This window comes from Kitasatospora sp. NPDC057500 (assembly GCF_042802195.1).
Lineage (GTDB): Bacteria > Actinomycetota > Actinomycetes > Streptomycetales > Streptomycetaceae > Kitasatospora.
In genome coordinates this window covers 1-16986 of the sequence record NZ_JBHVER010000061.1, presented here as the reverse complement: position 1 = coordinate 16986, position 16986 = coordinate 1, and the positions used below count along the sequence as shown (strand labels likewise).

Annotated in this window: 19 protein-coding genes and 1 tRNA gene; 6 read left to right on the top strand and 14 right to left on the bottom strand. The window is 72.9% G+C overall.

Going from position 1 to position 16986, the window contains the following annotated elements; genetic code table 11:
- Positions 1-81: 81 nt before the first annotated feature.
- Positions 82-918 (top strand): tyrosine-protein phosphatase, encoded by an 837-nt coding sequence (locus ACFU74_RS15815; RefSeq protein WP_380756786.1) that lies wholly within the window; start codon positions 82-84, stop codon positions 916-918.
- A 44-nt stretch (positions 919-962) separates the two neighbouring features.
- Here the strand turns inward: ACFU74_RS15815 and ACFU74_RS15810 are convergent, their stop codons facing one another.
- The 8 genes from ACFU74_RS15810 to ACFU74_RS15775 form a co-directional block, all read right to left on the bottom strand.
- On the bottom strand, positions 963-1817 hold the full coding sequence (locus ACFU74_RS15810; RefSeq protein WP_380756784.1) for an RNA polymerase sigma factor SigF: 855 nt from the start codon (positions 1815-1817) through the stop codon (positions 963-965).
- A gap of 180 nt (positions 1818-1997) precedes the next feature.
- Positions 1998-2867: an RNA polymerase sigma factor SigF gene (locus ACFU74_RS15805; protein ID WP_344331809.1), complete on the bottom strand. Its 870-nt coding sequence runs from the start codon at positions 2865-2867 to the stop codon at positions 1998-2000.
- A gap of 300 nt (positions 2868-3167) precedes the next feature.
- Complete coding sequence (locus tag ACFU74_RS15800) at positions 3168-3461, bottom strand: Dabb family protein (protein WP_053645680.1); 294 nt, start codon at positions 3459-3461, stop codon at positions 3168-3170.
- Positions 3462-3521: 60 nt separating this feature from the next.
- Positions 3522-3686: a hypothetical protein gene (locus ACFU74_RS15795; RefSeq protein WP_199926184.1), complete on the bottom strand. Its 165-nt coding sequence runs from the start codon at positions 3684-3686 to the stop codon at positions 3522-3524.
- A 460-nt stretch (positions 3687-4146) separates the two neighbouring features.
- Positions 4147-4236 (bottom strand) — tRNA-Ser (locus tag ACFU74_RS15790).
- A gap of 57 nt (positions 4237-4293) precedes the next feature.
- Positions 4294-4803 carry a tRNA adenosine(34) deaminase TadA gene (tadA, locus tag ACFU74_RS15785; RefSeq protein ID WP_380756781.1) on the bottom strand — a complete coding sequence of 170 codons (510 nt, stop codon included), beginning with the start codon at positions 4801-4803 and terminating at the stop codon, positions 4294-4296.
- A gap of 57 nt (positions 4804-4860) precedes the next feature.
- Positions 4861-5409 (bottom strand): tRNA adenosine deaminase-associated protein, encoded by a 549-nt coding sequence (locus tag ACFU74_RS15780; protein ID WP_380756777.1) that lies wholly within the window; start codon positions 5407-5409, stop codon positions 4861-4863.
- Positions 5410-5651: 242 nt separating this feature from the next.
- Positions 5652-5888 carry a hypothetical protein gene (locus ACFU74_RS15775; RefSeq protein WP_380756775.1) on the bottom strand — a complete coding sequence of 79 codons (237 nt, stop codon included), beginning with the start codon at positions 5886-5888 and terminating at the stop codon, positions 5652-5654.
- Positions 5889-6062: 174 nt separating this feature from the next.
- Here ACFU74_RS15775 and upp point away from each other — a divergent pair, with 174 nt between their 5' ends.
- Positions 6063-6698 carry a uracil phosphoribosyltransferase gene (upp, locus tag ACFU74_RS15770; protein WP_355360658.1) on the top strand — a complete coding sequence of 212 codons (636 nt, stop codon included), beginning with the start codon at positions 6063-6065 and terminating at the stop codon, positions 6696-6698.
- 80 nt (positions 6699-6778) lie between these two features.
- Here upp and ACFU74_RS15765 read toward each other — a convergent pair whose 3' ends face one another.
- A complete protein-coding gene (locus ACFU74_RS15765) occupies positions 6779-7450 on the bottom strand; it encodes a LytR C-terminal domain-containing protein (protein WP_380756817.1) in 672 nt (223 codons plus the stop codon).
- A 275-nt stretch (positions 7451-7725) separates the two neighbouring features.
- Positions 7726-8022 carry a type II toxin-antitoxin system VapB family antitoxin gene (locus ACFU74_RS15760; RefSeq protein ID WP_030061387.1) on the bottom strand — a complete coding sequence of 99 codons (297 nt, stop codon included), beginning with the start codon at positions 8020-8022 and terminating at the stop codon, positions 7726-7728.
- Between the two features lie 140 nt (positions 8023-8162).
- Between ACFU74_RS15760 and ACFU74_RS15755 the strand changes: the two genes are divergently transcribed.
- Positions 8163-9746 (top strand): helicase HerA-like domain-containing protein, encoded by a 1584-nt coding sequence (locus ACFU74_RS15755; protein ID WP_380756773.1) that lies wholly within the window; start codon positions 8163-8165, stop codon positions 9744-9746.
- Positions 9747-9773: 27 nt separating this feature from the next.
- On the opposite strand, the gene ACFU74_RS15750 is transcribed toward ACFU74_RS15755, so the two are convergent.
- From ACFU74_RS15750 to ACFU74_RS15740, 3 genes are all read right to left on the bottom strand, one after another.
- The gene (locus ACFU74_RS15750) at positions 9774-10772 is read right to left on the bottom strand and encodes a hypothetical protein (protein ID WP_380756770.1); all 999 of its coding nucleotides are present in this window, start codon (positions 10770-10772) and stop codon (positions 9774-9776) included.
- Between the two features lie 108 nt (positions 10773-10880).
- Positions 10881-12044, bottom strand: a complete 1164-nt coding sequence (locus ACFU74_RS15745) for a hypothetical protein (RefSeq protein ID WP_380756768.1) — start codon at positions 12042-12044, stop codon at positions 10881-10883.
- A gap of 88 nt (positions 12045-12132) precedes the next feature.
- Positions 12133-12825, bottom strand: a complete 693-nt coding sequence (locus ACFU74_RS15740) for a rhomboid family intramembrane serine protease (RefSeq protein WP_380756765.1) — start codon at positions 12823-12825, stop codon at positions 12133-12135.
- Positions 12826-12951: 126 nt separating this feature from the next.
- Between ACFU74_RS15740 and ACFU74_RS15735 the strand changes: the two genes are divergently transcribed.
- Both ACFU74_RS15735 and ACFU74_RS15730 read left to right on the top strand, forming a co-directional pair.
- A complete protein-coding gene (locus ACFU74_RS15735; protein WP_380756763.1) occupies positions 12952-13470 on the top strand; it encodes a YbhB/YbcL family Raf kinase inhibitor-like protein in 519 nt (172 codons plus the stop codon).
- Positions 13471-13475: 5 nt separating this feature from the next.
- The gene (locus ACFU74_RS15730) at positions 13476-14363 is read left to right on the top strand and encodes a hypothetical protein (RefSeq protein WP_380756761.1); all 888 of its coding nucleotides are present in this window, start codon (positions 13476-13478) and stop codon (positions 14361-14363) included.
- An 8-nt stretch (positions 14364-14371) separates the two neighbouring features.
- On the opposite strand, the gene ACFU74_RS15725 is transcribed toward ACFU74_RS15730, so the two are convergent.
- Positions 14372-15334 carry a helix-turn-helix transcriptional regulator gene (locus tag ACFU74_RS15725; RefSeq protein ID WP_380756759.1) on the bottom strand — a complete coding sequence of 321 codons (963 nt, stop codon included), beginning with the start codon at positions 15332-15334 and terminating at the stop codon, positions 14372-14374.
- 179 nt (positions 15335-15513) lie between these two features.
- On the opposite strand from ACFU74_RS15725, the gene ACFU74_RS15720 reads away from it, so the two are divergent.
- Positions 15514-16938 (top strand): MFS transporter, encoded by a 1425-nt coding sequence (locus tag ACFU74_RS15720; protein WP_380756815.1) that lies wholly within the window; start codon positions 15514-15516, stop codon positions 16936-16938.
- Positions 16939-16986: the final 48 nt, after the last annotated feature.

Genomic DNA, 16986 nt, shown 5'->3' with positions numbered 1-16986 from the left:
GCCGTTTTGGTGGGCAGGTTCATGCAATATCGCTCAGGGTTGTGCAACGTCACCGTCCGAATATCCAATGGAGGCCGTCGAGTGACCGAGCAACAGATCGAAACCACCGCAATTCAGACTGCCCGCAGCCTGGGCCTGTTCGGCGCCGTCAATGCCCGCGACCTGGGTGGTTACCGGACCGCCGAGGGGATGGTGCTCCGGGCGGGCGTCGCCCTGCGCAGCGACGGCCTCAACCGGCTCACCGACGAGGACCTGGGTCGGCTGGCCGGGCTGGGACTGCGGCGGATCGTCGACCTGCGCAGTCCGGACGAGGTGCGCGAGGCCGGTCCGGACCGGATCACCGACGGTATGTCCCTCCATCAGTTGCCGGTGTTCGCCGCCGACTTCGACATCTATACGACGTTGCGCGAGGCGCTCGCCGACCGTGATCCGGACAAGCAGCGGACCCTGCTCGGCGCCGGCCGCGCGGATGCCATGATGACCGGCCTCTACCGGTGGTTCGTCACCGATCGGATCGCCCGCGAACGGTTCGCCGCCGTGCTGCGCCTGCTGGCCGATCCGGACGGCGCGCCGCTGCTGTTCCACTGCTCGGCCGGAAAGGACCGCACCGGCTGGACGGCGGCCGTGCTGCTGACCGCGCTCGGCGTCGACCGGGAGACGGTGGTGACGGATTATCTGCTCACCAACGAGCGTTCCGCCGTCGTCGTCGAGGCGGTCCTCGAAGGCTTCCGCGCCGGCGGGCTGATGCTCGAACCGGAGCTGCTGCTGCCGGTGTTCCGAGCCGAACGCCGGTACCTGGAGGCGGCCTTCGAGGAGGTCGAGACCGGCTGGCCGGACTTCGGCGCGTTCTGGTCCGACGGCCTCGGCCTGGACGGGGCCGTCCTGGCGGGCCTGCGGGCCAATCTGCTGGCACCCTGAGGCGGGCCCGGCCGCGCGGCCGCAGCGCCCGGGGCCCGTCCGGCTCACCCCTCGGCGGTCAGGCCCTCGCGCAGCTGGGTGAGGGTCTTGGTCAGCAGCCGGGAGACGTGCATCTGCGAGATGCCGATCTCCTCACCGATCTGCGACTGGGTCAGATTGCCGAAGAACCGCAGCATGATGATCCGGCGCTCGCGCGGCGGCAGCTTGGCCAGCAGGGGCTTGAGCGACTCCCGGTACTCCACGCCCTCCAGCGCGAGGTCCTCGTAACCGAGCCGTTCGGCCAGCGGGCCCTCGCCGTCCTCCTCGCTCGGGCTGGAGTCCAGCGAGCTGGCGGTGTAGGCGTTGCCGACCGCCAGGCCCTCCACCACGTCCTCCTCGCTGACGCCGAGGCAGGCGGCCAGCTCGGCCACGGTGGGGGAGCGGTCGAGCCGCTGGGAGAGCTCGTCGCCGGCCTTGGTGAGCGCCAGCCGCAGCTCCTGGAGCCGCCGGGGAACCCGCACCGACCAGCTGGTGTCCCGGAAGAACCGCTTGATCTCGCCGACCACCGTCGGCATCGCGAAGGTCGGGAACTCGACCCCGCGCTCCGGGTCGAACCGGTCGATCGCCTTGATCAGCCCGATCGTGCCGACCTGGACGATGTCCTCCATCGGCTCGTTGCGGCTGCGGAAGCGCGCCGAGGCGTAGCGGACCAGCGGCAGGTTGAGCTCGATGAGGGTGTCGCGCACATAGGTGTGCTCGGCGCTGCCCGGGTCGAGGGCGGCCAGCCGCCCGAAGAGGGAGCGGGAGAGCGTCCGGGTGTCGAGCCCGGCGTCCGGCGCGGTCTCGGCGCGCTGGAGCGGGATCTCCGCGGCGCCGGCCGGTGCAGCGTGGATCTCCGCAGTGTCCACATCCGAGGACATGCACCCACCCCCTTGTGACTGACGGTCCAACGGGTGCCGTCCTCGGAACGTTCCCGCGCCCGCGTCCGGCCCCCTCCCACCCTGCATACCGGCTCACGGTCCCCGGCAAACCCGAGGGTCGCAAGATGTCACGCGGCGGTGACGTGCCGCTACCTCTCCGTAACGGGGCCGCCCGCGGGGTCAGTCCTCCCAGGAGTTGCCGGTCCGCAGCCTGGTGAGGATCCGCGACAGCAGTCGCGAGACGTGCATCTGGGACATCCCCAGCTCGGTGCTGATCTGGGACTGGGTCAGGTTGGCGAAGAACCGCAGCATGACGATCCGGCGCTCCCGCTCGGGCAGCTGCACCAGCAGGTGGCGGACCATGTCCCGGTGCTCGACCTCGGCCAGCGCGGAGTCCTCGTAGCCGAGCCGGTCGAGCAGCGCCAGCCCGCCCTCGTGCTCCTGGGCGGCCTCCAGCGAGGCGGCGTTGTAGGCCCGCCCGGCGTCCAGGCAGGCCCGGACGTCCTCCTCGGGGATGCGCAGGCTGGCGGCGATCTCCGGCACCTTGGGGGCCCGGCCGTGCACCACGGTCAGCTCCTCCATCGCGCCGCTGACCTGCACCCACAGCTCCTGGAGCCGGCGCGGGACGTGCATGGTGCGGACGTTGTCCCGGAAGTAGCGCTTGATCTCGCCGAGGATGGTGGGCAGCGCGTAGGTGGGGAACTGCACGCCGCGCTCGGGGTCGAACCGGTCGATGGCGTTGATCAGGCCGATGGTGCCGACCTGGACGACGTCCTCCATCGGCTCGCTGCGGCTGCGGAACCGGGTGGCGGCGTAGCGGACCAGCGGGATGTTGACCTCGATCAGCGCGGCCCGGACCCGCTCGCGCTCGGGGGTGCCGGGGGGCAGCTCGGCGAGCCGCTCGAAGAGCACCCGGGTGAGGGTGCGGACGTCGACGGCGGGGCGGCCGCCGGGACCGCGCAGGCCGTCCGGGCGGAGCTCGCCGGCCGGGCTGATCACGGCGGCCAGCACCTCGTCGTCCGGTGCGCTCCCTGGTGTCCGCACGGACACGTCACCCCTCCCAAAGTCGACAACGGTGGGAACTGCGGACCGGGTGTCGCGTCTCGTTCACCGCCCTCGCCATGTCCGGCAAAACCGGTCATAGCATCACAAGGCGGGCGCATGTCGGGCAAGTACCACGTGGAGGTGTGTTGGTGCGCCGTCCGGACCCCGCAGGCCTCGGCGGCGGTGCGGCGGGCGGGCCGTTCCCGGACAGAGCAAGGCGCCCCGCCCGAATGCCGGGCGGGGCGCCGCGGGCCGTCCGGGGGACGCGCCGGCCGGGCCGGGGGCGTCGCGGACGGGCCGCCGGACTCAGACCTCGATGTCGGCGATCACCCAGGTGGCGAACTCGCGCCACTGCGCGGCCGCGGCCTGGTGGGCCGGGTGGGTGAGGTAGGCCTGGAGCGCCTCGCGGTCCTCGACCAGGCTGTTGATGGCGTAGTCGTGGGCGATGTCGCGGTCGGTGGTGTTCCAGCCGCACTCCCACTCGCGCAGTTCGGGAACGACCGGGCCGAGCTCGGCGAAGGCCTTGGCGCCGGCGAGCGCGCGCTCGTCGTCCTTGCTGACGCCTTCGTTGAGCTTGAACAGGACCAGGTGGCGGATCACGGTGCCGCTCCTCGCGGACGGGGTCGGGTGTCGGGCCCACCGTAGCCGGTGGGTTCCCGGCTATTTCACCAGGCCGGTCATGAAGGTGCCGACCGCCTTGGCGGCGTTCGAGATGCCTTCGAACCCCAACTGGACCAGCTCGGCCGCGCGGGCGGGCGAGGTGATGATCGTGTAGAGCACGAAGATGAGCAGGAGGACCATTCCGATCTTCTTCGCCTGCGCCATCCGGTTGACCTTCCTCCCTGCTGTGGGCCGCCGTCGCTCGGTCCCCGAGCGGCCCGTGCAACGGGCAGCTTATCCACCCGGACGGCCTATCAAGTGTGCGACGCGTTCACCTGCCGGGACGAAGGTCCCCGCGAGTGGGGCCTTTCTCCGGGTGCCCGGCCCGGCGGGGCGCGGCAGGATGGTTGATGTACCGAGGATCTGGCAGGAATCCCCGGTACGTGGATCCGGAGCTCCCCGCTGTGGGACCGGGCGCCGCGGCTTCCCCCCGACGCGGCCCCGGTTGTGGGACTCCGCCGGGGGAGCGGTCAGTCCCCCCGAACCGCTCCCCCTCTTCCAGGCTCCGTACTCGACAGGCGTTGGTGGTCATCGGCCGACGGGTACGGAGCCCTTTCCGCGTCCGAGGGTGCGCGGGAACGCCGAAGGGCCCGTCCGGTTCACCGGACGGGCCCTTCGGGCTTGCTGGCGGTAGCGGTGGGATTCGAACCCACGGTGGAGTTGCCCCCACACACGCTTTCGAGGCGTGCTCCTTTGGCCGCTCGGACACGCTACCGAGGGGAACTCTACCGGACGGGTGGCGCGGGAACGAAATCCGTTTCCCGCGGCGGACTCAGCGGCGGGTGTCGAAGAAGGCGCGCAGCTGCTCGCCGCACTCGTCGGCGAGGACGCCCCCGATCACCTCGGGGCGGTGGTTCAGCCGCCGGTCGCGCATCACGTCGAAGAGCGAGCCGGCCGCGCCGGCCTTCTCGTCGAGGGCGCCGTAGACCGCGCGGTCGATCCGGGAGAGCACGATCGCGCCCGCGCACATCGTGCACGGCTCCAGGGTGACGACCAGCGTGCACCCGCTCAGCCGCCACGCTCCGAGCTTCGCCGCCGCCTCGCGGATGGCGACCACCTCGGCGTGGGCGGTCGGGTCGCCGACGGCCTCGCGCTCGTTGTGGCCCCGGCCGAGGACCTCGCCGTCCGGGCCGAGGACGAGCGCCCCGACCGGGACGTCACCGGTGGCCGGCGCCAGGGCGGCCTCGGCGATGGCGAGGCGCATCGGCGCCGCCCAGCGGTCACGGACCGGGTCGGGGCGGACGGGAGCGGGCAGCGGCGGGATCGGGCGGACGGACTGCATGGCATCCAGTGTCGGGCATGGCGGCGGTCCGGCCGTCCGGGCGGCGGACACGGGGCGTTACCGGACGGCCTCCAGGACCTCGCCGCAGCCGAGCGCCTCGGCGATCTCCTCCAGGGCGTCGCCGGGCACCGCGCCCTCGCCGCTGAGGGCGATCAGCGCGTCGGCGGCGAGGCCGAACTCGGTCAGCAGGTGGGCGTCGCCGAGCGGTCCGACCGGGACGCCGCCGCGGCCTTCGCCGTCCTCGTCGTCGTCCTGCTCCTCGGCCTCCGCGCCGTCCTCCAGCTCGGCGACGAGGTTGTCGAGGTCGCCGAACTCGCTCTCGCCGGCCTGGTCCACCAGTTCGTCGGTGAGGACGGAGCCGTAGGAGCTGCGGGCGGCGGCGGCGCCGTCCGAGACGAAGATCCGCGGGTCCTCCTCGCCGTCCACCCGGACGATGGCGAACCAGGCGTCCTCCTGTTCGATGAAGACCAGGACGCTGTCGTCGTCCTGGGTCGCCTCACGGGCCAGGTCGGCCAGGTCGGCGAGGGTTTCGACGTCGTCGAGCTCCGTCTCGCTCACATCCCACCCGTCCTCGGTGCGAGCAAGCACTGCAGCGAAGTACGCCACCAGGGACACTCCCAAGATCTCGGTCTCGGCTGTCGGCGCTCGCGGGCGACGCGGAACCGGCCGCCCCCGCGCCAGAGGCGGTCCGCTGTTCGGACCGTCCCATCGGAATCGTGACAGAAAGCACGGCTTTGCGGGGGGTGTTCTGCAGCGCGTCTTTGCAGGTCGTGTCGGAAGGGTTGGCCGCCGGACGGTGTACGGGGGCCGACCGGCAGCGGGCGTGTGGAGAAGCCGTGGAGGGCCCGTCAGAACCGGAAGGTTCGCATCCGCATCGCTTCGCGCATCCGCCGTTCCTTGGTCCGGCGGGGCTGCACCCGCTCACGCAGTTCCCGGGCCTCGGTGAGCTCGCGCAGGAAGACGGCGCGGCGCCTGCGGCGCTCCGCCTCGGTCTCCGGGCGGTCCGGGGGCGGACCCGAGCGGTCGCCCGACGAGGCCGCGGCCCCGTCCGCCGAGCCGTCCCCGGGGTTCGGGTTGCTCGTCATAGGACCTGACTTTCCCAGATCGGCCGGGTTGATACCACAGGAGGCCGATCCGTCCGGACATTCTCCTCCCGTCACGGCGCGTCACCACGGAGGCGGCACCCGTGCGGGTCGGCCCCCGGCCCGGCCTGGCACGGCGTGTCGTACGGGCGTCCGGACCCGGGCTAACCTCGATGCATGCGGATCCACGTCGTCGACCACCCCCTGGTCGCCCACAAGCTCTCCACCCTGCGCGACGAGCGCACCGACTCGCCGACCTTCCGTCGCCTGACCGACGAGCTGGTGACCCTCCTCGCGTACGAGGCCACCCGGGACGTCCGCACCGACGAGGTGGAGATCACCACCCCGGTGGCCGTGACCACCGGCACCCGGCTGTCCTACCCGCGCCCGCTGGTGGTGCCGATCCTGCGGGCCGGCCTCGGCATGCTGGACGGCATGACCCGGCTGCTGCCGACCGCCGAGGTCGGTTTCCTGGGCATGGTGCGCAACGAGGAGACCCTGGAGGCCTCCACCTACGCCACCCGGATGCCGGACGACCTCTCCGGCCGCCAGGTGTACGTGCTCGACCCGATGCTGGCCACCGGCGGCACGCTGGTCGCGGCGATCCGGATGCTGATCGAGCGCGGCGCCACCGACGTCACCGCCGTGGTGCTGCTGGCCTCCCCCGAGGGCGTCGCGGTCATGGAGCGCGAGCTGGCCGGCCTGCCGGTCACCGTGGTCACCGCGGCCGTCGACGAGCGGCTGAACGAGAACGGCTACATCGTCCCGGGCCTCGGCGACGCCGGCGACCGGCTGTACGGCACCGCGGGCTGAGTCCCCGCCGTTCCCCGCGAACGTCGCGAAGCCCCCCGGCGCGCTGCCGGGGGGCTTCGTCGTCCGTGCGGGGGAGCCGCTCAGCAGCTGCCGGTGCTGCTCGGGGCCGGGACCGGCTTGGTGGCCAGGGCCAGCGCGGCGGCGGCCTGGGCCTCGTCCAGCAGCGCGTTGTAGCTGTCGCCGATGACGAAGTCCACGGTGGTGTCGGTCCGGGCGTCGGCGGTGCTGGTCGCGCCCGCGATCACCGAGCCGACCAGGGTGGACGCCCCGGCGCCGGCCGGGCCGGCGATCACCTGGGCGGTGCCGGGCACCTTCTTGTCCAGTTCCGCCGGGGCGTTTCCGACCTTGCCGATGGTGAAGCCGCGCTTCTGCAGCTCCTCGGCGGTGCGGGCGGCCAGGCCGGCCTTGGCGGTGGCGTTGTAGACGTTCACGGTGACCGCCGACGGCTGCGGGACGGCCTTCGGGTCGATCGGGGCGGTGGCCGAGCCCGGCACGGTCGGCGCCGGCTCGGGGACCGGGGCGGCCAGCGGCTTGCCGGACGGGGTGGCACAGGCCTCGGCGGAGGCGTTCTTGCCCTTGCCGCTGAAGATGTCCCAGAGCTGGACGCCGCCGAGCCCGATCAGGGCCAGCGCGAGCACCGCCGCGATCAGTGCGAACACCTTGCGGCTCTTCTTCGGCGGGCGGCCCAGGCGCGGGTACGAGTTGCCGGTGATCCGGTACTGCTTCCCCTTCAGGCCTTGGGGAGTCAACATGCTCACGGTTTGTCTCCCCCTCGTGCCAGGGCGGGGATCGGGTGACGGTGGGCCGGGCGCGGTGCCACACGAACGCGGTGTCACGCGGACGCGGACGCGGCCGTAGTCAGCAGATTAGTGCCGTACAGCGGTGAAGGTACTAAACGATCATCATCGGGAGTACGCCGGTACCCGAATGGCGGCACCGCGACCGCACCCGGGTACGAACGGACCGCCCCGCGGAAAGCAGCCGCGGGGCGGTCCGGACGCGTACGGGCCGGCCGTCCGGCCCCCGGTCATTCCATTTCGAGGACACGGGCGTGCAGCACCTGGCGCTGCTGGAGCGCGGCGCGGACCGCGCGGTGCAGTCCGTCCTCCAGGTACAGGTCACCGTGCCACTTCACGACGTGCGCGAAGAGGTCCCCGTAGAAGGTGGAGTCCTCCGCCAGGAGGGTTTCCAGATCCAGTTGTCCCTTGGTGGTCACCAGTTGGTCCAGTCGCACCGGGCGCGGGGCGACGTCCGCCCACTGGCGGGTGCTGGTACGGCCGTGATCCGGGTACGGCCGCCCATTGCCGATGCGCTTGAAGATCACACGGAAAGCCTACCGTTTGGGCGGCGGATGGCGCAGCAGCCGCGACGCCGCCACGCGCACGGGTACGGGCTGCGGGCGGGGGATTGCGGCTGTTTCATGGGAAATGTCGTGTAGGTCCCGTGCGGTTGGAGGGTCGTCCGATGTCCGCTGCTGTTCCGTCCGCCGTCCGGGAGATCGCCGACGGGTACGCCTTCACCGGGCCCGCGCTCGATCTCGGCGCGGTGCTGCTGGACGGCACCGCGTACCCCGGCGCCCCGGTGCGGGTGCCGCTCGGGGTGCTCAACCGGCACGGGCTGGTGGCCGGGGCCACCGGCACCGGCAAGACCAAGACCCTCCAGCTGATCGCCGAACAGCTCTCCGCCCAGGGCGTGCCGGTGTTCCTCGCCGACATCAAGGGAGACGTCTCCGGGGTGGCCGCGCCCGGCGAGCCGGGCGGGCGGACCGCCGCCAGGGCCGCCGAGGTCGGCCAGGACTGGCAGGCGCGCGGCTGCCCCGCCGAGTTCTACGCGCTCGGCGGCCAGGGCACCGGCATCCCGCTGCGGGCGACGGTGACCAGTTTCGGGCCGCTGCTGCTGGCCAAGGTGCTGGAGCTGAACGAGACCCAGGAGTCCTCGCTCGGCCTGGTCTTCCACTACGCCGACCGCCGCGGCCTGGAGCTGTACGACCTCAAGGACCTCACGGCGGTCATCACCTTCCTCACCTCGCCCGAGGGCAAGGAGGAGCTGAAGGGCATCGGCGGGCTCTCCGCCGCCACCGCCGGGGTGATCCTGCGCTCGCTCACCCTGCTGGAGAACGAGGGCGCCGGGGCGTTCTTCGGCGAGCCGGAGTTCGACACCGCCGAGCTGCTGCGGCTCTCCGCGGACGGCCGGGGCGTGGTCTCGGTGCTGGAGCTGCCCGCGGTGCAGGACCGGCCGCGGCTGTTCTCGACCTTCCTGATGTGGCTGCTCGCCGACCTCTACCAGGAGCTGCCCGAGGTCGGGGACCTCGACCGGCCGAAGCTGGTCTTCTTCTTCGACGAGGCGCACCTGCTCTTCAAGGGCGCCTCCAAGGCCTTCCTGGAGGCGATCACCCAGACCGTGCGGCTGATCCGCTCCAAGGGGGTGGGGATCTTCTTCGTCACCCAGACGCCGAAGGACGTGCCGGGGGACGTGCTGGCGCAGCTGGGCAACCGGGTGCAGCACGCGCTGCGGGCGTTCACCCCGGACGACGCCAAGGCGCTCAAGGCGACCGTGTCGACCTTCCCGAAGTCGCCCGCGTACGACCTGGGGGAGGTGCTGACCTCGCTGGGGACCGGCGAGGCGGTGGTCACGGTGCTGTCCGAGAAGGGCGCGCCGACGCCGGTCGCGGCGACCAGGCTGCGGGCGCCGCAGTCGCTGATGGGGCCGCTCGACCCGGCGGCGCTGCGGGCGGCGGTGGACGGGTCGGCGCTGACGGCGGCGTACCGGGAGGCGGTGGACCGGGAGTCGGCGTACGAGAAGCTGGCGGCGCGGGCGGCCCGGCCGCCGGCCGAGCCGGTGCCGGTGCCCGCGGGGGAGCCGGATCCGGTGCCGGAGGCGCGCCGCGAGCCCCGGGAGCGGGAGGAGCGGCGGGAGAAGGAGGGCGCCGGGCTGCTCGGGGCGCTGCTGGGCAACCCGGCGCTGAAGTCCTTCGCCCGCTCCGCCGGGACGCAGCTCGGGAGGGAGATCTCCCGGAGCCTGTTCGGGACGTCCCGGCGGCGCAGGTGACGAGGTCCGCCCGGTTCGGGACGCCGCTCAGATGCCGTCGCCGAGCCAGACCCGTCCGGCCGAGACCGGGCGCTCGGAGACCGGGCGCGGCACCGTGCTGTTCAGGCTCCAGCGGTAGCCCGCGAACAGCTTGGTGTCGGCGTCCGCGTAGAACACCATGTGGCCGTAGCCGACGCCGTCGTGCTCCTTCCAGGTGGAGGAGCCGGTGGTGGCCGGGACCTCCTCGATCCGGCTGTCCGGGAAGGCCCGGAAGAGGTCGGTGGCGGTGCCGCCGAGCGCCGGGTTGCCGTGCGGGTCGCTGGTGCAGTCGATGACCTCGAAGACGTACGGGACGACCGGGCGGCCGATCTTCGCGTCCACCGCCGGGTCGGACCAGGTGCCCTTGCGCTCGCGGACCATGACGATGTGCCCGGTGTAGGGCTTGGTGTTGTCCTCGCCCGGGTGGTAGTCGAGGGCCACCAGGTCGCCGGGGCGCAGGTTCACCGGCTTGGTGACGCGGGTGAAGTGCGGGAGCGAGGCCGTGTCCAGGAAGGCCTGCTGGTACTTCTCCGCGGTCGGGTAGGGGTTGGGGTTGGCCGGGTCCTTGATGAAGTGCTGCTGGAAGTACTCCCGGGTGGCCCAGCCGTAGCTGTAGTCGCCCCAGGGCATCGGGGTGCCGGCCGGCGCGGTGGGCGCGGTGCCGTAGGCGCGCTGGAGCACCAGGGTGAGGAACGAGGAGCACTGGGACAGGTTGGAGAACTCCTCCGGATGGCCGGCGGCGCCCCAGCGGACGCTGGTGGGGACGTCCTCGAACTCGCCGGCCCTCTTGTACCGGTTGGCGAGGTGCTCCCAGGGGCGCAGGCGCAGATTGTCGATCAGCGCCTCGGCCTCGATCTGGTGCGGCAGCTTGAGGGCGTACGGGCCGGGCGGCGGGACGGTGGCGGCCGAGGCCTCGCCGGCTCCGGCGACGGTGGCCAGCGCGGCGGCCCCGGCGGTGCCGGCGGCTCCGGCGAGCAGGCCGCGGCGGGTGATCCGTGGTGTGGACATGGGTGCTCCCCCTCGTCGGATGATCACGGCTGAGGGGGAGCTTAGGGCCCGGATATTGGCATGGTCAGGATCATTTCGCGCAACTGATCGATCGGATCCGGACAGGGATCAGCCGAGCGCGGCGCCGATCCGGTCGAGGGAGGAGAGCCGCATCAGGCCGTAGTTGTAGAACTCGACCTCCGGCACGCCCAGCCCGCGCAGCACGTCGATCTTCGCCGCGAGGTTCGCCGGACCGTCGCAGTCCGACGCCATCGGACGCAGGATCACCGCCATGTCCTGCGGGCGCACCCCGTGCAGGGCGAAGGCGGCGACCTTCTCCCGGACCTCCTCCGGGGTGCGCGCGTAGCCGAGCGTCTCGATCCGGTGGGCGGCCTTCACCAGCCCCGGCAGGTCGATCCCGGACAGCCAGCCGGTGCCGGGACCGCCGCCGTCCATGAAGGTCAGCCGCATGCCGTGGCGCGCCGCCTCCTCGGCCAGCTCGGCGGCCAGCGAGGTCACCGTCACCGCCGAGGCGTCCACGTAGGCGGCGACGGCGCCGTCCGCGAGTTCGTCCAGCGCGGCCGGCTCGGCGGCGGCCGCGTCGTCGGCCAGCCGGCGGCGCAGCTCGGCGCGGACCGCCTCGGCCACCTCGTCGGCCGGCACGCCCGCGCGGACGGCGGCGGCCCGGCAGTGGGCGCAGAAGCAGAGCCCGAGCAGTGCCTCGGCGGCCGCGCCCAGCTCCTCGAAGTAGCGCTCGTGGTGGTAGCCGTGGCGCAGGCCGTGGAAGTGCAGCGACTCCGCCCGGATCGCGTCCACGCCGTACCGGGCGAGCTCCGCCACCAGGGTGCGGGCGTACTCGCGCACCTCGGGGTGGGCCGGGCACAGCTCGGTGAGGTGGCGGTCGCCGAAGGCGTTGGCGGGCGCGCAGTCCGGGTGCTCGAAGCCGAGCCGGTCGTTGTGGCAGAACACCGTCCAGGCGTGCAGCTTCAGACCGCGCCGGCGGGCCTCCTCGGCGGCCTCGGCGAACGGGTCGCGCTCGCCGATCGCGGTGGACGGCACGGGCCGCAGCCGCCGCCCGGACCAGCGGGCCGGGTCGGGCCGGAAGTAGGCGGCGCCCGGCTCCAGGTAGCGGATCACCCGGCGGGGGTTGTGCGGGAAGACGTCGCGGGCCTCGTGGTAGACCGAGGCGAGGGTGACGCCGCCGACCCCGGCCCGGTCGGTGAGGTTGCCGAAGAAGGTGTCGGCGCCCTCGTCGAGGAGGTCGGTGGCGAAGGCGAGGACGGACGACTCCACGGTGCGGCTCCGGAGCAGGGGGCGGATGCCTGCTCACGCTAACCGCAGCCGCCGGACCGGTCCAGACCTGGTGTCGGCGACGCAGGCCTCAGATGCCCAGGTCGTCGAGCTCCTTGAGCAGCGCGGCGCCCGGGCCCGCCGGGGCGGCGGCCGACTTCGGGGTGCTCTTCGGCGTCCGTCCGCCCCGGTCTCCCCGGTTGCCCCGGTCTCCGCGGTTTCGCAGCAGCCAGGCGCCGGCCAGTCCGCCGACCAGCCCGCCCAGGTGGCCCAGCCAGCTGACGCCCTGAGCGCTCGGCAGCACGCCCAGCAGCAGGTACGAGTACACCGCGGCCACGACCACACCGATCGCCGTGTCCACCGGATTGCGGTCGAACAACCCGCGCAGCACCACGTAGCCGAAGTACCCGTACACCACCCCGCTGGCCCCCGCCGTCACCACGTCGGGCCGCTCGAAGAACCACACCGTCAGCCCGCTGGACACCACGATCAGCACCGTCGCCAGCAGGAACCGCTTCATCCCCCGGTACGCGGCCAGGAACCCGAACGCGAACAGCGGCCAGGAGTTGGCCTCGATGTGGTCCCAACCGAAGTGCAGCAACGGCATGGTGAGCACGTCCGGCAACTCGTCCAGCCGCCCGGAGCTCACCCCGTACTCGTAGGAGAGCCGGTAGTCGTCGAGCCAGTTCGCCACCTGCACCGCCCAGATGACGGCCAGGGCGCCGAGCATCGTGAACAGCGCAGCGCGGGAGTCGCGGAGCAGACGGGCGAATCGCGGGGACATAACCCGACTGTAGGGCCGGGAACGGTGGTTGGTCACCCCACTAAGGTGAATCCTGTGCATCCTGTCCGACGGCCCGAACCCGGGCCCGGACAGCCCCTTTCCCGCCGTGCCGAGAGGTGACCCTCCATGAGCGTGCGTCCGCCGCTGCCGTACGAGTTCCTGCCGCAGGTGCCGTCCTTTTCGCTGACCAGCGAGGACATCACCGAGGGCGGGACGCTGGCCGAGGAGTTCGTCCACGGCGGGGCCAACGCCTCGCCGCAGCTGGCCTGGTCCGGGCTGCCGGAGGGGACCCGCTCGATCGCCGTGACCTGCTACGACCCGGACGCCCCGACCGGGTCCGGGTGGTGGCACTGGCTGGCGCTCAACCTGCCGGCCGGCACCGCCGGGCTGGCGCGTGGTGCCGGGGCGTCGGACGCCGATCTGCCGGGGGAGCGCTCGTTCCACGGGCGCAACGACTTCCCGGGCAACAAGTACGACGGCGCCGCCCCGCCGCCCGGGCCGGCCCACCGCTACGCCTTCGCGGTGCACGCGCTCGACGTGGACGCGCTGGAGGTCTCGGCCGACACGCCGCCGGCCCAGGTCGGCTTCAACATCACCTTCCACACCCTGGCGCGCGCCGTCATCACGGCCGAGTACGGGGTCTGACCCGGATGCCGAAGGCCCCGGCCGCCGTCCCCGCCGCCGAGGTCTGGCGGCTGCCGGAGCAGGACGTCCGGGCCGGCCGTCGGGCGGTGGCCTGGACGGTCGGTCCGGACGGCCGGCTCACGGTGCTGCTGGTGGACGGCGGGCAGCCCGGGCTCGTGCTGCCGCCGTTCGACGGGGAGTCGGTCACGGTGACCGACCGGGGCGAGCGGCGGCGGTCGCTGGTCCAGGTGCCGGTCCGGCCGGGGCATCTGGCGCTGCTGCCCGGCCACCGGCTCCTGGTCGCCGCGCACCGCTCCGGTCGGGGCGACGACGACGAGGCGCCGAACGCGGTGGTCCTGGACGACGAGGGACGGCCGGTCCGCGACCTCTCGCTCGGTGATGCCCTCGAAGCGCTCGTCACCGATCGCGACGGCCGGATCTGGATGGCCTTCGGGGACGAGGGCGTCTACGGCGACCACCCCCTGACCCGCCCCGGACTGATCGGGACGGACGCCGGCGGGCGGGTGGTCTGGCGGCCGGGCAAGGGCGAGTTGCCCGAATGGCCGCTGGAGGGCCTGGCCGCGGCGACCGAGGGCAAGGCGGCCTGGCTGGCCTGGTACTCGGAGGAGCTGGTCGGCTTCCTCACCCGGATCGACCCGGCCGCCGGGACCTCGCGCAGCGTGCCGTCCCCGTTCCGGGAACCGCTGGGCTTCGCGATCACCGGCGACCGGGGCGTCTTCCTCACCCGGGGCGGCGAGTTGGCCTGGTACGGGCGGACGGCCGACGGCCGGTGGGCGGAGCAGCGGCGCGGGGTGCTCCGGCTCCCCGGGGCGCTCGACCAGGAGCGCGCGTACGGGCGGGACGGCGTGCTGTGGTTCCGGGCAGGCAACGCCTGGTACCGGGTGGAGGCCTGAGCCGGTCGTCAGCCGGCGGCGCGGCCCGCGCGACCGGCGAGGTCGCGGAGGCGGGTGTGCATCTCCGGCGGTGAGTGGACCTCGAACTCGCAGCCGAGCATGAGCAGGCGCACGGCCAGCCAGTCGAGGGCGTCGGTGTGCGAGCGGATGCGGCAGCTCCGTTCGTCGACCGGCACGATCTCGTCGGCGTCGCCGTAGCCGCCGAGGCGGTGGCGGGCCTCGTCGGCGGGCATGTGGAGGGTGGCGTCCAGGGTCGGGGTGGGGGACTGGCGGCGGAGCTTGCCCGCGACGTACGCGGCGGCGTCCTCGGCGGGGAGCGGGCGCGGGGTGAAGCGGGCGCCGGTGGCGAACGGCCCGCTGATCCGGTCCACCCGGAACAGCCGCCAGTCGTCCCGGTCGAGGTCGAAGCCGACCAGGTACCAGCGGCGGCCGGCCGAGACCAGCCGGTCCGGTTCGACCTGGCGCCGGGTCTGGGCGCCGTCGCCGGCCCGGTAGCCGAAGCGCAGGCGTTCGCGGTTGGTGACGGCGCCCGCCAGCACGGTGAGGTCCTCCGGGTCGACGGTCGGGCCGTCGCCGCTGAGCAGCGGGAGGGTGGCCCGGTCGAGGGTGGCGACCCGGTGGCGGAGTCGGGCGGGCAGCACCTGGAGCAGCTTGCCGAGGGCGCGCACCGAGGCCTCCTCGATGCCGACCACGGCGTGTCCGGCCGCCGCGCGCAGGCCGACCGCGATGGCCACGGCCTCCTCGTCGTCGAGCAGCAGCGGCGGCATCGCGGTGCCCGCGACCAGCCGGTAGCCGCCGACCGGTCCCATGGTGGCCTCGACCGGGTAGCCGAGCTCGCGGAGCCGGTCGATGTCGCGGCGGATGGTGCGGGGACTGACCTGGAGCCGGTCGGCGAGCTCGCTGCCGGGCCACTCGCGCGGGGTCTGGAGGAGGGAGAGCAGGCTGAGGAGTCGTGCCGGAGTGTCCGTCATGGAACCAGGGTGCCGGAAGTAGCGGTCAGGACCTGACCTAGATGCCCCGTAGTTTCGTCGACGTGCTGACGAGGAACGGCGACGAGGAGTGTGTGGTGGGCAAGGACAGGGCCGATTCGGCGGACCCGGTGGCGGACCGGGCGGCGGACCGGCGGAGGTGGATCGCGCTGGCGATCGTCATGACGGCCTCGTTCATGGACCTGGTGGACGTCACGATCGTGAACATCGCGATCCCGAGCATCCAGGAGTCCACGGGCGCGTCGTTCTCCGCCGTCCAGTGGGTGACCGGCGGGTATGCGCTGGCCTTCGCGATCGGCTTGATCACCGGTGGCCGGTTGGGTGACATCTACGGTCGCAAGCGGCTGTTCCTGATCGGAATAGCCGGGTTCACGATCGCTTCGGCGCTGTGCGGTCTCGCGAGCGGCTCCGAGATGCTGGTCGCGATGCGGATCCTCCAGGGCGGGACGGCGGCCCTGATGGTGCCGCAGGTGCTGTCGATCGTGCACGCGACCTTCCCGGCGGAGGAGCGCGGCAAGGTGTTCGGCCTGTTCGGCGCGGTGGTCGGGCTCGGCGCGGTCAGCGGCCCGCTGATCGGCGCGCTGCTGACCGAGTGGGACCTGTTCGGGCTCGGCTGGCGTCCGATCTTCCTGATCAACCTGCCGGTCGGCATCGCCGGCCTGCTGCTCGGCCGGGTCTTCATCGGCGAGTCCAAGGCCGAGCGGGCCCTGCGGCTCGACCTGCCGGGCGTGCTGCTGGCCAGCGCCGGACTGCTGATGCTGATCTACCCGCTGACCCACGGCCGGGAGGCCGGCTGGCCGCTCTGGGGACACCTGACGATGGTCGGCAGCCTGCCCGTGTTCGCGCTGTTCGTCGCCTACGAGCGGGTGAAGACCCGGCGGGACGGCTCGCCGCTGGTGGAGCTGTCGCTGTTCCGGGTGAAGTCCTTCGCGGCGGGCATCGGCGTCCAGCTGACCTTCGGCGTGGTCTCCGGGATCTTCTTCCTGGTCTGGACGCTCTACATGCAGCTGGGCCTCGGCTGGAGCCCGCTGAAGGCCGGGGCGACCGGCATCCCGTTCTCGATCGCGGTCTCGACGGCGGCCGGTCTCTCCGTGCAGAAGCTCGTCCCCCGGTTCGGGCGCAAGGTGCTCCAGGCGGGCGCGCTGGTGATGGCGCTCGGCGTGCTCGTCTACATCGCGGAGGCGCACCGGTACGGCACCGGAATCTCGCCCTGGCAGATGGTGCTGCCGCTGGTGGTGATGGGCGTCGGGATGGGCCTGATCGTCGCGCCGATCACGGACGCGGTGCTGGCGGAGGTCCCGCGGGAGCACGCCGGGTCGGCGTCCGGGCTGATCAACACGGTGAACCAGGTGGGCCTGGCGCTCGGCCTGGGCCTGGTGTCGGTGGCGTTCTTCGGCGCGGTGCCGTCCGGGACGGTGGCCGGTGAGCCGTTCGTCGGGGCGTTCCAGCACGCGATGTGGTGGGTGCTGGGGGTGCTCGGGGTGGTGTTCCTGCTGATGTTCGCGCTGCCCGGGCGGCGGAAGGACGCCGGCCGGGCCGTCCCGGCCGCCGTCGAGGAGGCCGACCGGGAGCCGGTCCTGGCTTGAACCCCCTCGTTCGGATCACGTCGGCCCCCGGCGCGCGGCCAGCGCGGC

Excerpts from the sequence above, each read along its gene's own strand:
- ACFU74_RS15810 (WP_380756784.1), bottom strand. The coding sequence starts at position 1,817 with ATGTCCTCGGATGTGGACACTGCGGAGATCCACGCTGCACCGGCCGGC.
- ACFU74_RS15795 (WP_199926184.1), bottom strand. The coding sequence starts at position 3,686 with ATGGCGCAGGCGAAGAAGATCGGAATGGTCCTCCTGCTCATCTTCGTG.
- tadA (WP_380756781.1), bottom strand. The coding sequence starts at position 4,803 with ATGCAGTCCGTCCGCCCGATCCCGCCGCTGCCCGCTCCCGTCCGCCCC.
- ACFU74_RS15775 (WP_380756775.1), bottom strand. The coding sequence starts at position 5,888 with ATGACGAGCAACCCGAACCCCGGGGACGGCTCGGCGGACGGGGCCGCG.
- upp (WP_355360658.1), top strand. The coding sequence starts at position 6,063 with ATGCGGATCCACGTCGTCGACCACCCCCTGGTCGCCCACAAGCTCTCC.
- ACFU74_RS15765 (WP_380756817.1), bottom strand. The coding sequence starts at position 7,450 with ATGTTGACTCCCCAAGGCCTGAAGGGGAAGCAGTACCGGATCACCGGC.
- ACFU74_RS15755 (WP_380756773.1), top strand. The coding sequence starts at position 8,163 with ATGTCCGCTGCTGTTCCGTCCGCCGTCCGGGAGATCGCCGACGGGTAC.
- ACFU74_RS15750 (WP_380756770.1), bottom strand. The coding sequence starts at position 10,772 with ATGTCCACACCACGGATCACCCGCCGCGGCCTGCTCGCCGGAGCCGCC.
- ACFU74_RS15740 (WP_380756765.1), bottom strand. The coding sequence starts at position 12,825 with ATGTCCCCGCGATTCGCCCGTCTGCTCCGCGACTCCCGCGCTGCGCTG.
- ACFU74_RS15735 (WP_380756763.1), top strand. The coding sequence starts at position 12,952 with ATGAGCGTGCGTCCGCCGCTGCCGTACGAGTTCCTGCCGCAGGTGCCG.
- ACFU74_RS15730 (WP_380756761.1), top strand. The coding sequence starts at position 13,476 with ATGCCGAAGGCCCCGGCCGCCGTCCCCGCCGCCGAGGTCTGGCGGCTG.
- ACFU74_RS15725 (WP_380756759.1), bottom strand. The coding sequence starts at position 15,334 with ATGACGGACACTCCGGCACGACTCCTCAGCCTGCTCTCCCTCCTCCAG.
- ACFU74_RS15720 (WP_380756815.1), top strand. The coding sequence starts at position 15,514 with ATGACGGCCTCGTTCATGGACCTGGTGGACGTCACGATCGTGAACATC.